Source organism: Paenibacillus sp. Lou8.1 (assembly GCF_024213565.1).
GTDB classification, from domain to species: Bacteria; Bacillota; Bacilli; order Paenibacillales; family Paenibacillaceae; genus Paenibacillus; species Paenibacillus polymyxa_B.
Window position 1 is genome coordinate 280657 of the sequence record NZ_JANAVN010000002.1, and the last position, 12094, is coordinate 292750.

Below are 12094 nucleotides of genomic sequence, written 5' to 3' on the forward strand. Positions count from 1 at the left end.
AATTTACTTAGCGAAGAATCCAAGATCAGATAATGACTTGACCTTCTTCGGCTTTTTATTTTCTACCTTACCACCGTGGAGAATGATTTCGAATTCCCGGTTTCTGTTCTTGGCCTTCATGAGCGCTCTAATTTTTGGAATAGTCATGTTAGGCCATTCTGAATCTGAAATACCATTACTCACACATAAAGCCCAAAGTTCTAACCAGTCCGTTTCACGATCATCCTCAGCAGGATTAGACTCCTCTTGCTCATCTTCCTTATCTGACTCTTCATCTGGAGGAAACGACTCAATAGAAATCGATCTAACAAATCATCCAGTACTGCAATACCGTCCTGGTCAATCAGGTCGTACTCTTTTTCCGTTATTTCCTCAACCAGCACGAGATTAAACACCTTTTTGTACATTTCCTCCACTTTAGGCCAGTCAACTGCTTCACGGTCTTCAGTAGCCTCCCATTTTTTTCGGCCTATCGAAAAGGAAAACTTGTGTACTACACCGTCCATTTCTTTACGCACCTGCCGGATCAATGCAATGGTCCCGATCTTCACATGCTTTTTGATGCCCTCTGCCAACCGAATTTCTGAACCTATATTAAGCGTTTTATCCAATTGTTTGTCTGTCATTTAAATTTCCTCCTCAATGTATGTAACCCCCTACCTGAGCGATAGGGGGTTGGGGTAGTAATTGATTAGATACCGAAAATGATTTCTACAGCAAAGCCATTCGGGTTTTCAGGCGTGATATCCGGCTCCATGATCTCCAGTGACAATGTGTTACTAGTAGGTTTTTTACGCTCCTGGGATACATCTAATGTACCTCCGCCAAGCGCTTTCCAGATGGTCAACTGGCAAGGAACTTCTTTACCATCCCGATCATCTACGAGCGAGAAGCGATGAACCAGTTTAAATGGTTTAGGGCGGCGCTTTCCGCTCAGCATGCTTCGAGTAGAGTTTTCCTTTTTCCACTTGAATGTTACAACGATTTGCTTATCATCATTGGCGGTATCGGATGTGATCTTACCATCCGCAGTGATGACATACTGTTCTGCTGTAGGAGTAGCCGCCGCACGTGTAAGCTCCGTCAGTTTACCAGTGTCCTTATCTTTCAAGTATACCTTATCACTGGCAGCGACTAATGTACCTCCAAATTTAGCAGGAGCTTTTAGCATATATCCGTTGGTAGCGTCCAAGAATCCTTGTTCTGTCTCGTCAAAATTCACTGTGCCTTTTTCGGATTCAGCACCTTGCGACAGCTCCGCAAGAATGTCTGAATAACGCGGGATTTCAATGCTCGCTTTATCTGCCAAGTCCTGAGCAGTATAGTGGAATGCATAGCCGCTGTCGCCGCCCATTACCTTCTGCCAGTCGAATTGCAGTTGCAATGTTACCTTCGTGATTTTGTCATCTAAAAACTTCAACTTTCCGCCAGTCTCATATACCTGGACTGTGCCGACTCCATCAAATACTAATGGCTCCATGAACTTATTCCTCCCTTTAGTCCAATAAAAAAGAACTGATCAGATTATTTGACCAGTTCCCATAATCGTTTATCAATTTCGTGAATCCGCCGATACTCCTCAGTTTCGCCGTAACCCTGAATTGGTTCCAAGTTACCCATGATACCCAGCTTTTTAGCAAGGTTGATCTTCTCCGCAATCAGTTTTTCTAGCTCCGATAGTGGTTTTTCAATATTAACTGGAGCTTGCGTTTGTTGCTGAACTGCTTCCTCAGCCATTATTCTCACCTCAATTCATTCTGAGATAATCCACATCAAAAATTGCTTTGTAGCCTTTCGCACCTTGTATTCCGGTAGCAAAGTCTGAGTCATAAGCCAACACACAAAGGTATGACATAAATCCCTGAGCAAACAATCTTTTCTCATGTAAGGTTTTGAATACTCTTTCAAATAAGAGTTTTGCTTCATATGCTGTTTTCCCGTAAATGTCGATGCAGAACTTGCCTTCAAAGACTAACGGATTAGCTGCATATCGACCTGGCATGACGTACTGACAGATATGTGGAACTGTATCCTTAGAAACCGTTATCTCAGGCTCCATGCCTTTCGTAAATCGTTTCACGACCTCAGCAGATGGTGATGAAGGAGTAAGCTTCAGCATGGTCATAAGTTCCGAATCTGCTTTTAAAGCGCTCTGAACAGCATCAATAAGTTGTAGGCTCACTCCTTCACCTCCTTGAAGTATCTGTGATACGGAAACTCAGTTATTACACGGCTAATGCCATCCAAAATACGTTTCCGGTTAGACTGTATTGCAATACGCAAAAAGTAAGTCGGCGGTGTAGCTTTGAATGACGCATCAATATCGCCTCGCTCCGCAAGCTCCTCCAAGTCCACTCCAGCATAGCCCCCGCCTGATTCCTTCATGGTACCGTCGATTGCCCGGTACTTCCCACGGGAACGTCCTACAATGATACGATCGCCTTTTGATCTCAGTCGGTTCCACGCTTCACTGTTCATATAGGTCACCAATCCGGGGTTTTGGCTGCTGTCTGCCATCTTGGAGCCTTTACCGAATTGTTCAAGCCACGCCTGCCAGTAATCAGCGGTTATGTCGCCTGAAATCATCTGATTCGCCAGGACAAACATATGCATTTCCAAGTGGCCCCTAACTGCCGGATAGTACCGTATGCCGCTCTTGGCTGTCAGCATGACCAACTTCGTTAATCCGGTAATCTCAACAGCCAGCTTATTTTCCAAATCTTTAGCAGCCCGAGCTGCATCATACCCTGTAATCATCGTCGATCCTCTGAAAGCTGGACATGCAGCAGATTAGGATACTTGATCCTATCTACCACATCTACCTGGTATGTCTTCCCGCTCATTACAATCCGGTCAGGCGCGGATAGACTTGAGTCTTGAGGGTCTCTTACATCGACTGTCGTCTGTAACTGCAAGGTAAACACGGTACTCGGCAGCAAGCCCGGCTCCTGTTGTCGCAATTGTGCTGTGACATACTGTGCAGAACAAACAACATCAGCAGCGACCGACGTGAATTCCGCATCGCCCACCGGATTATCGTTTGCATCGTAAGCTTGCTGGTATCTTTGCACCTCTACCACAGCATTCGTTTTAACCAAAGAACAGTAGTTGTCCTGATCCACTGTTTTTCTTAAGGTAAGAACCAGAAATGTGTCCTCTGTCTGCACCAAAGAACCACGATTAATGAGTGATTCAGGCGAGAATACACCGTTATAGACGTATTCTTTGCCCATTACAGTCGTCGCTTTGGTTTCCCTTGATAGAATCACTACATCTTCGTTTCCGTCCACCACGCACGGCGTATGGCGGTGTGAGAACTCATAGAACAACTTTCATCACCTACCTAAATGACCTATGTTCAAACTCAGACAGAAGATCGGCTATTTCTGGCGTAATCATGCTGTTGCCAAAGTATTCAATGCTATAGTCGAAGTCCTTCTTCGATTTGACATTTGTGTTCGGATTCCCAGCCAACTGTCCTATTATCAGGCCACATGCCACCTTGACTTTATCAGGTATCGTCTCCCAACCGCTGGTATACGTCACTTCCAATTCTGCATAAGCTGAACCAAAAGGAGAGAAGCCACACCAGACTGTGCCAATATCCTTGTCGATATCAATGGTGCTGGTGTCAGTAATTGTTTCGAATCCTGGCGGGCCAAAGAAATTGCCCAACAATCCCTGCTTCGGCCTTCCCTTTACTTCCTTTACTTCTAAAACAGGATAATAGGACAAGTGACCTCGCTGCTGGTCTGTAAGAGGTATCCGTTCAGTATAAGATTTGACTCCAATCTCACGCCTACACCGTCCATCAATGATGGCAGATGCACGAGTTATGAGCGGTATAGTTAGTTTGGCTCCTATAGGAACAAAATCAGTATCCGTTAATTCTAGATACTGACTCATTCTACATGTCCAGCTTTAGTTAGTTCGTCCGCAAGTTCATCAGGTAATCGGGCTTCTCCATCAACAAAACTCACAATACTATCTTTAAAATGTATGGTATGAGCGCCCTTGCGCTGGCTTGGTGTACCGCGAAGCGTTACTTTACGAATTGCAGGAATCTTTGTAACCAGAAAAGAACTACGCGCATCATTAAGCGCTGTTGTTTGAGCGTCGAACTGGCTCGGTTCTACACCTTCAGTACCAGCCAAAACTTCTGCCTCTGCAACAGCTTCCCTAAATGTGTCTGCTGATTGTGGAGGATATTGACCGCCACTTTCTCCAATCTCAGCTTGATTCAATAATGTAGTACTCTCAGCAATCGCATCTTTCAGCTTATCCAGATTTGATTTCGCCAATTGGCTCATCCCCTTTCTAACAGGCGGTCTATATCAGACCGCCTTGTTCTTCTTTAGTCTACAGTTGGAATAGCCGGACGCTCGATTGTTCCATACGCATGAGCATAACTCGGACCCTTTGCAACGGGTGCTCCGTATTTAACTCCAACATATTGTTCTTGCAAACTGCCTGTTGTTCCAAGTTCGAACAGATACATGCCCTTTTCACCTACATAGTGATATTCAAGCATGGATTCGGTTACAATGGCGATGCCATAGTCCGTATTGCTTGCGGTAGTTTTATTCTCCGAAGATGGCATGAACGGTTCAGGAATGATCGGCAATAATCCAGCTGCTGTCATAATCGTCGGCACCTCAAGTCCAGCAACAACAGTTTTTCCGAATGGGTCGGACATTTTTCCGCTCTCCACCGCAAGACGAACTTCTTCTGTCATGTGGTAGTGCCCAATCGGATGGATATATATCCCTGTCGGCCTAACTTCATATTTTTCGCTACCTACCATAGCTGCAACTTTTGCGCGAATAGCCGCAACGATGGAAGCACCTACACCAACTGTGAAAGTATTGGTGATCTGATCTGGAATGCCAACATATTGCAATGTAGTTGGCACAGCCAAATTTGTGTCATTACCTCTCCAGAGCGCTTTACCGTGTGTCAAACCAATTCCATTCAACATGTCATCCAGGTCCTTGGCCTTCAACTCTGCGAAGTTTTTTTGTTGTTGGCCCAACGTTACATCGTAATGCCCAAAGTTAACTTGGTTTGTTAGCGCCTTGACTTTTACACCATGCGGTGTACGCGGATTGCTCGTCGCAGTCGCCGAAGGATTCCGCGGATCAACGAATCCTCCGCCGTTAACCGTATTTTGTTCGTAGTAAGTAGAAATGTCGCCAGTAGCCGGAACGTATTTAATTCGTCCGTCCAGAACTGAATTCCGGCGTAGAATATCCGTAATTTCTTTTTGATAATCATCCGTAATCAACGCACCCGGTCCCTGGAACTGAGTTGCAGCAGCGATTTCGACGAATTGAGCTGTTCCCACGCGATTGTTCATATATTACACACTCTCTTTCTCGGCAAATTGTGCTTTTGCCTGCATTTTTAGTTTGAAAGATTCAGAGGACGGAAGATTCAGAGCATCGACAGAAGCACAGAAGGTTTTGTAATCATTTACTTCCGCACCGGCTGCAAGATTTGTATTAGTGCCATACTTGGACAGTAGTGCAGCCGCGTTGAGCGTTTTGCGTTCCGGCTCTGCTGGAGGCGCACCCGCTGCTTTTAACTCTTTCAATTCTTTCTCTAAAGCATCTGCTTTATCTTGAGCAGCCTTCAGGTCAGCAGCTGCTTGTTCTTCAGCAGTCTTTTGTTCGGATTCTTCGCTTGCAGCCTTAATGGTGGTGATATCTGTTTTAATTGCTCCCACCTCTGTGACCACGCTTTGCACACTCGCAGTGATAGCGGTCATACCGTCTTGCAATGCCTTCATGGAGTCTTCCATCGCTTTAATTTGTTCCGGTGTCATATCGACATCCTCCTTGTCCTTTTTCATGTTACGAGCAGCAAAGCTCGTTGTTTTATAGGCAGCGGCATCAGCAAACAGGATGGCTGCTCCCGTACCGCAAAACTCAATTACATCCAACACATCTTCTATATCCGTTGCATCCTGTACAGCAGCTTCCATTTCGAGTGATGCGCCAAACTGATACTCGCTCCAGTCATATTCAGCCGCTAAACCGTTGTAGTAACGAATAGTCGCAACCACATCAGGAAAATCCTTTGCGTAAATGTATCCATCAATCCATGCATAACCATCAAGCGAACGGTAAGCTTTATCAATCACAGCAACTTTAAAACGCGGATCATGGTCCGCCATACCGTTGGCGTAGTCAATATTTAAGGCCATACCTACGAAGGTTTGAAGATATTGGTCGCAAACAGTCGATGAAATACGAATACGTTTCCCGCCAGCACCATGAGGTGAGCCATCACTTGGTTGATCAACTGCGAAAAGAGCACATTTGAAAGGAACCTTGTTCGGATGTCCTCCTTCTTCGGATAACTTGAAGTCCTGAACGCGCATCCGCTGGTTGCTCATTTTCAACGTTTTAAGCATTTAGATTCTCACCTCCCTCCGTGATACTTCTGTTGTCTGCGCTCCGCTCGGTTTCTCGGTGTCGGCACTGACCTTGGATATGTCAGTCTCACAACACTGCAAACAAACCTTGTAAACACGTCTTCACCGCCCCTCAGGGCAAAATAAAAACACCTACTCTTCAGCGGTGTCGGATTCATCGTCTTCTGTTTTGTCTTTGATTGGCGGATCATCTTCAGGAAGATTACTCAACAATTTGTCCCTCTCCGCCTGTATCTCTTCCTGAGTTTTATTTAGATCAACTACAGATAATTTGCTCGGCTGCAATAACACCTCACCGTGCTTGTTGGGGATTGCCTTGCGCCCCAAATCCGCACGGGCTTCGTCTGGAGTCAGTGTCCTGCGATCTATATAGATCGCGTGAATGTCAGCTTTGGTCTTCTGATCTTTCAATGAAGTTTCGTAGTGGAATTTGAATTCGACTAATCCTCCAAGCTTGAAAATCCCGTCGATAATATGATTGTTGATGTGTTCGACGATATTCTCCGCTATTGATTTGATTGTTTCATTCGTATCATCATCTTCACTATCCGCTGTAGAACGATTTACATCCTTCGTCTGTCCTAATTTCTTAGGAGAAATACCAAAGGCGATAGCGACCATTTCAATAAGGAACCGCTGCCATTCAATGAACAGCGCCTTATCATCAGTAGCACCAAGATCTAATACGGAAGTCCCTTCAAACCCGCCAACAACGGGCATCCTTCCTTGTCCCATAACTTCATCTTGCCAGTATTGCATAAAAGCTTTTGTGGCTTTGGCATCGGAACTTTTACCCAAGTTTATCAGTTTTTTCAGGAAAGTATTACGGGCCTGTTTCCCTGCTGCACGGTGCGAATCTATGAAATTATTCACCGATTCCCAAACCGTTTCAAGCGGTGCAAGTCCGAAAGGAGTATTCGTTCTTGGGTTCATCCGTATATACATCAGGTCGGAAGAGGTGAGATGCACATATTGTCCGCGAACCCTTTGAGCATAACGATATGAGTTTTCTTTACCGTCCCAATCAGGGTAAAGATCAATGGAGAAGGAATCCACTGGGTACATCCTAAAAGGCCGTTTCGGATCTCCTGCCTTTAAAACTTCGGATGAACCAGCACTACATACCAACATGTCTTCAACAACCTGCTCAGCCCATGACCGAAATGTGTCACCTGTATTAGGTTTCAAAAGTGACCGCTCGATCATCTTACACATCTCCTTGAATTGTTCCGTGTCATTTTCATCTACCGCCGCCACAGACCAATTAAGTTTGGTAATGCCATCCTTTATTACATTAATCGCGCGGCGCGGTATAGGCGATTCCGATAACGTTCTTAAATTAGCTGGTGTCCGCTTTGGTGATGGCTGGTTACTCCCCTTATTCATCATGATACCGAACGGGAACGGGTAGCTTTCCGTCTGTCGATCAGGTTCGTTCTTTGGTCTTCCTGCTGCCAGCCAGTTAATTAGCCACTGTCTTACACCCAAGTCTTTACCTCCTTTCTGACGCAACAAAAAAGGAGGTCAGGAAATTTTTCCTGCCTCCAGTATTCGTTCATATTTCTATGTCTAAATAATATCATTGGTTTTATTCGGTGTTACTACGGATTATCAGGATTATATTTTTTGTAGAGGAGCAAACCAAGATAATAACCTTTTAATTCTAAAGGGATTTGTAAATTCCACTATGATTTCCTGATCCCTTCCTGATCCCTTAGCGCTTTTAACAATGCCTATCCCCCATTTTTTATGATACACTTGATCATCAACACTGTAGTTCTCATATTCTTTAGTCGTCTTCACTCTAGGGTAGAACGCATACTCTTCAGCCTCTTGCAAAATTTCTTCTTCCGTGTCCTCACCATCAAGACTATTGTTAATTTCAAACTGATTGAAATGTTTGAGGTTTTGAGCTTCTTTTATAGCTTCTTCATCAATTTGTTGATTCAAGAACTTTTGAGCAAATTCAATAAATCTATATGATTCGTACATGTAGAATTTTTGTTTTGTACACTGAGTGAATTCGTCAGTTAATTCTACTCTAGGTCCAATTGTCCTTCCGGACTCTCTTTGCCACCAGTCCTCTTTATTGTCATCAGTAATCAAAATAACTGATTTATTTTTTTGTTCTGCCATGTCTAATATTTGCTTCCAAACAATTAGATCCCCATACTGGCTTTCAATTATTAATCCTTTGTGAAATCTTCGCTGATCTTTCTTCTCACTCATATCTTTGTAACCTGGTGGTCGTTTTATTTTATATCTTTGCTCTCCTTCTTTATAAATTCCACTTAACTCAGTTTCACTATAGGGCGTTCCTATCTTTCCGGCAAAATGTTTATCTATAAAATTTCTTATTTTGTCGTCTTCATTATAGTTTGGATGGTTCAATTCTTGTTCTTCAAGTTCATTAATTACTTCACTTTGTAAGTTTTCAATTTTTGTTGTTATATTTCCTATTTCTATAATAGGATGTCTTTTATGATATTTTTTCAAACCAATACTTAAGCGATCTAACATTTCATCAAACTCTTTACTAACTACATTCTTTACTTGTGCGTAGGCTTCCTTTTGTTCATATATAACTTTTTGCCTATTTGCTTGATATTCGAGAGCCACTTGGTAAGGAATCCATAATCTATCTGAAAGACGATCCATTATGTTCAAAATTAAATCAGATGTTTTTATGGAATATCTGTATAAGTTCAATAAAACATTAGCATCGAAGACAATAATACTTTCTTTCCACATTTCGTTAAACTCTTCCTTATCAGGAGCATAGTACATCGGAAAAATATCTTTCAATTTCATCTCTCCTAAATCAGCTTTAAATGATATAATTCGACATGAAATAAATTAAACCTTTTATTGTTTGCTAATAAGCTAAGCTCCCAAAAGAAAATCCTGATCCAGAGCAAACTTTCGCAAAAGCCAAAACAAAAGCATCAGCACGGTCTGGTGACTGCAAACCCCGTTTTTTCATATCCTCTTTACGTTCTAAGAATATCTTCCCATTACTCCCCATTCGCCATTTCCTAGATGTAAGCTGTGTTATCAGTTTCTCATCATCTGGCAATTGCAGTTCACCTGGCTTGCCGAGCACATAGTTACTCATATTAGCCTCAAGCAATTCTTTGACATGTCCCCACTGTTCAGCCCCTAGATTCCCATAATGACCGTCTTCTGCTGCTGATCCATTGTTAACTGGAATAATGGTGTAACCCAATCCCTTCTCTCCATTAATCTCATTCAATCTATCTGTTACAGCTCCACCTATTCCGCTATCATCAATTCTTATTTCTACTTCATCCACTTCTGAATGTTCGACCTTCACATCATCAACCAGGCGCAATACCCATCCTGTAGTTGTCATAGTGTCCTGCTTGTGGTGGAAATGAGTCTTAACCACCTTGCCGCCCATACGTGCATACATGGTTGTCTCATCATCTCCAAAACGTGCAACGTCAACGCCAACAAATAGCTTTGTTCCAGAAGGTTCAATTTTAACTTCATCTTTGGCAAATTCAGCAGCTTCCAGAGAGATGAATGTATCAGATTCACCACGGGGAAACTCGCCTTCTACACGGACACGCCATACATCGCTTCCCTCTCCATATTTCCGCTTAAGCATAGCGATGTTTTCTTTACTTGTTCTAGGACTGTCCAAACAGGATACCTTACGTGTTTTATAATCGGATCTATCCTTATTGTGCGAATCATAAAAAACACCCGACGTTTTTGTCGGGTTTCCACACATTAGTATTTTATTAAACTCACCAGACAACGTACCTAAAATGGCTTCCATGATTGGATCAGCAACACCCGATGCCTCATCCACAATAAATAACATGTAGTCCTCATGGAAGCCCTGCATGTTCTCAGGCTTGGTTGCTGTCCGAGCTGTTGCGAACCAGCGTTCCTCATAGTTCTTCATGTATATTTTAGTCTTTGTCCACTTAAGAATTCGTTTCAGCACCGGACTTTTAGATTGCCATTTATTAATCTCAGCCCATAACACGTCATGTAGCTGCTGTCTTGTAGGAGCTGTACAAATCACTTTTGGATATGGGAAACAGGACAGAAACCAAAGGGCCGTTGCTGCTTCTAGCCCGGTTTTCCCTACGCCCTGACCTGAACGTACTGAAACGCGCGGATTATTAGCTAAATCCATTAGAGTGCTTGCCTGCCAATCATCAGGATAGAACTTAAGCATCTCTTGGCAAAACAATATTGGATTCTTACGATACTCAGGAATCCGTTTCTTGAATGCTTGCGCCCGCCGTCTCGTTTCCGGTGAATCCTTCGTCTTCATCGCCAACCACCGCCTCTACCCAATCGTCCATTAAATCATCTTCTGTATTGCCTTCTCCCGTGACCTTTGCCTTTTCAAGCTCAAGTTTTTCACGCTGCATCTTGAGTTTTTCGTCTTCAAGCATACGTTTATGTTTGTCTGGAAGCAGATCCATGTATTTAGTCAGCACGTCCAATGCCTTAGTTTTATCGTGTAGTTTAACACTTACGCCATCCTTGCCCTGCTTCACCTCTGAAACAAGCGTGCCGTCAATTTCATCACTGTTCTTGAAAGCAACAAAATTATATCTATATTTCTTCGTGTCTCCAGTGTCTGGATCAAAGACCGGTTCTCCTTCTAATCCAAGAACATCTTCTTCCTTTTGACCAAATTCCACGTAATCTGTAATGTCTGCAAAAGCAATTTTCATGTACTCCATCAGTACGCGCTGAGCATTCAATCCTACCTCATCAATCATAGATTCCTTGTGCTGTCGAATAATGTTTTGAATTTCAACTTTCTTCAACAGAGCGAACCCAATCTGATAGGCAGTTTTCTTGCTGTATCCCGCCGCAATCGCTGACCTGGTAGCATTGAAGTCTCGAAGGTATTCATAAGTGAATATCCTTTGCTTAGGCGTTAATCCGTCCTCATCGGGAATTTCTGGTTCAGGTTCTTCAACAGTCGCTGGAGCGCTCTGTACTTTTTTGGAACGTTCCATACTACTGGAGCGTTCCGATACCTTTTTCGGAGCGTTCCGTATTTCTGGATCAACTTTTATCTCTTTAGCGAGTGCGTCAACTGTAAGCAGGGTAGCATATACCTCTCTTGGCTTATCACCTTTATATGTACCAATGAATTTACGCCGCTCCATTTCATCAATCAGTCGGGCCGCTCTGCTATAACCTATCCTCATTCTTCGCTGCAATAAAGAAACCGAGGCTTGTTTGGCCTCGGCTACAATTTGGACAGCTTTTAGAAAAAGCTCATCAGGATATGATGTTGTATCTTCATCTTCCTTTGGAGGTTCCTTTTTTTGATCAGTTTCACCTTCATCGGAATGTTCCGTATGTTTCACTTCTCCAGCAATTAAACTCTCCCACTTATCTTTTGCCTTCCATCCTCTTACCGTACCTTCAGATACACTAAGTTGAGAGGCTATATCTGTGAGACGTATATTGCCGGAACTGGCTTTGTATAAATCGAATGCTTCGTCCCGTTTCGGATCTCTCTTTCGTCCCATATTTTTCTATTCACCCCTTTTGATAATGTATCTAAAGCTAAGGAAAAGTTTCCTGAACAAGAAATAAGAAGCCGCAAATTCATTGGCCTCTTATTCTATAGATTCAATATATGACTGTTTTGAT

At 43.2% G+C, this 12094-nt stretch carries 15 protein-coding genes; all 15 read right to left on the minus strand.

Going from position 1 to position 12094, the window contains the following annotated elements:
* Positions 1–3 precede the first annotated feature (3 nt).
* On the minus strand, positions 4–147 hold the full coding sequence (locus NLX78_RS04110) for a hypothetical protein (protein ID WP_179085966.1): 144 nt from the start codon (positions 145–147) through the stop codon (positions 4–6).
* A gap of 53 nt (positions 148–200) precedes the next feature.
* On the minus strand, positions 201–626 hold the full coding sequence (locus NLX78_RS04115) for a hypothetical protein (protein ID WP_254349679.1): 426 nt from the start codon (positions 624–626) through the stop codon (positions 201–203).
* A gap of 65 nt (positions 627–691) precedes the next feature.
* A complete protein-coding gene (locus NLX78_RS04120) occupies positions 692–1480 on the minus strand; it encodes a hypothetical protein (protein ID WP_254349680.1) in 789 nt (262 codons plus the stop codon).
* Between the two features lie 44 nt (positions 1481–1524).
* A complete protein-coding gene (locus NLX78_RS04125; RefSeq protein ID WP_254349681.1) occupies positions 1525–1737 on the minus strand; it encodes a hypothetical protein in 213 nt (70 codons plus the stop codon).
* 10 nt (positions 1738–1747) lie between these two features.
* Positions 1748–2182, minus strand: coding sequence for a hypothetical protein (locus tag NLX78_RS04130; protein ID WP_254349682.1), 435 nt, complete (start codon positions 2180–2182; stop codon positions 1748–1750).
* Positions 2179–2757 carry a hypothetical protein gene (locus NLX78_RS04135; protein WP_254349683.1) on the minus strand — a complete coding sequence of 193 codons (579 nt, stop codon included), beginning with the start codon at positions 2755–2757 and terminating at the stop codon, positions 2179–2181. The genes NLX78_RS04130 and NLX78_RS04135 overlap by 4 nt, the downstream gene beginning before the upstream one ends.
* A complete protein-coding gene (locus NLX78_RS04140; RefSeq protein WP_254349684.1) occupies positions 2754–3329 on the minus strand; it encodes a hypothetical protein in 576 nt (191 codons plus the stop codon). Before NLX78_RS04140 ends, NLX78_RS04135 begins: the two co-directional genes overlap by 4 nt.
* 10 nt (positions 3330–3339) lie before the next feature.
* Positions 3340–3906: a hypothetical protein gene (locus NLX78_RS04145; RefSeq protein ID WP_254349685.1), complete on the minus strand. Its 567-nt coding sequence runs from the start codon at positions 3904–3906 to the stop codon at positions 3340–3342.
* Positions 3903–4301: a hypothetical protein gene (locus NLX78_RS04150; RefSeq protein WP_254349686.1), complete on the minus strand. Its 399-nt coding sequence runs from the start codon at positions 4299–4301 to the stop codon at positions 3903–3905. Before NLX78_RS04150 ends, NLX78_RS04145 begins: the two co-directional genes overlap by 4 nt.
* Positions 4302–4354: 53 nt before the next feature.
* The gene (locus NLX78_RS04155) at positions 4355–5356 is read right to left on the minus strand and encodes a hypothetical protein (RefSeq protein WP_254349687.1); all 1002 of its coding nucleotides are present in this window, start codon (positions 5354–5356) and stop codon (positions 4355–4357) included.
* A gap of 3 nt (positions 5357–5359) precedes the next feature.
* Positions 5360–6415, minus strand: a complete 1056-nt coding sequence (locus tag NLX78_RS04160; RefSeq protein ID WP_254349688.1) for a 3-oxoacyl-ACP reductase — start codon at positions 6413–6415, stop codon at positions 5360–5362.
* Between the two features lie 153 nt (positions 6416–6568).
* Positions 6569–7924: a phage portal protein gene (locus NLX78_RS04165; RefSeq protein ID WP_254349689.1), complete on the minus strand. Its 1356-nt coding sequence runs from the start codon at positions 7922–7924 to the stop codon at positions 6569–6571.
* A 129-nt stretch (positions 7925–8053) separates the two neighbouring features.
* A complete protein-coding gene (locus NLX78_RS04170; protein ID WP_220029708.1) occupies positions 8054–9241 on the minus strand; it encodes a PIN-like domain-containing protein in 1188 nt (395 codons plus the stop codon).
* Between the two features lie 70 nt (positions 9242–9311).
* Entirely contained in the window at positions 9312–10748 is a 1437-nt protein-coding gene (locus NLX78_RS04175) for a DEAD/DEAH box helicase family protein (RefSeq protein WP_254349690.1), read from the minus strand.
* Positions 10684–11970: a terminase small subunit gene (locus NLX78_RS26440; protein WP_302057261.1), complete on the minus strand. Its 1287-nt coding sequence runs from the start codon at positions 11968–11970 to the stop codon at positions 10684–10686. Before NLX78_RS26440 ends, NLX78_RS04175 begins: the two co-directional genes overlap by 65 nt.
* Between the last annotated feature and the right edge of the window lie 124 nt (positions 11971–12094).

Coding starts and splice junctions, on each gene's coding strand:
- NLX78_RS04110 (WP_179085966.1), bottom strand. CDS start 147: ATGACTATTCCAAAAATTAGAGCGCTCATGAAGGCCAAGAACAGAAAC.
- NLX78_RS04160 (WP_254349688.1), bottom strand. CDS start 6,415: ATGCTTAAAACGTTGAAAATGAGCAACCAGCGGATGCGCGTTCAGGAC.
- NLX78_RS04125 (WP_254349681.1), bottom strand. CDS start 1,737: ATGGCTGAGGAAGCAGTTCAGCAACAAACGCAAGCTCCAGTTAATATT.
- NLX78_RS04175 (WP_254349690.1), bottom strand. CDS start 10,748: ATGAAGACGAAGGATTCACCGGAAACGAGACGGCGGGCGCAAGCATTC.
- NLX78_RS04155 (WP_254349687.1), bottom strand. CDS start 5,356: ATGAACAATCGCGTGGGAACAGCTCAATTCGTCGAAATCGCTGCTGCA.
- NLX78_RS04135 (WP_254349683.1), bottom strand. CDS start 2,757: ATGATTACAGGGTATGATGCAGCTCGGGCTGCTAAAGATTTGGAAAAT.
- NLX78_RS04115 (WP_254349679.1), bottom strand. CDS start 626: ATGACAGACAAACAATTGGATAAAACGCTTAATATAGGTTCAGAAATT.
- NLX78_RS04145 (WP_254349685.1), bottom strand. CDS start 3,906: ATGAGTCAGTATCTAGAATTAACGGATACTGATTTTGTTCCTATAGGA.
- NLX78_RS04120 (WP_254349680.1), bottom strand. CDS start 1,480: ATGGAGCCATTAGTATTTGATGGAGTCGGCACAGTCCAGGTATATGAG.
- NLX78_RS26440 (WP_302057261.1), bottom strand. CDS start 11,970: ATGGGACGAAAGAGAGATCCGAAACGGGACGAAGCATTCGATTTATAC.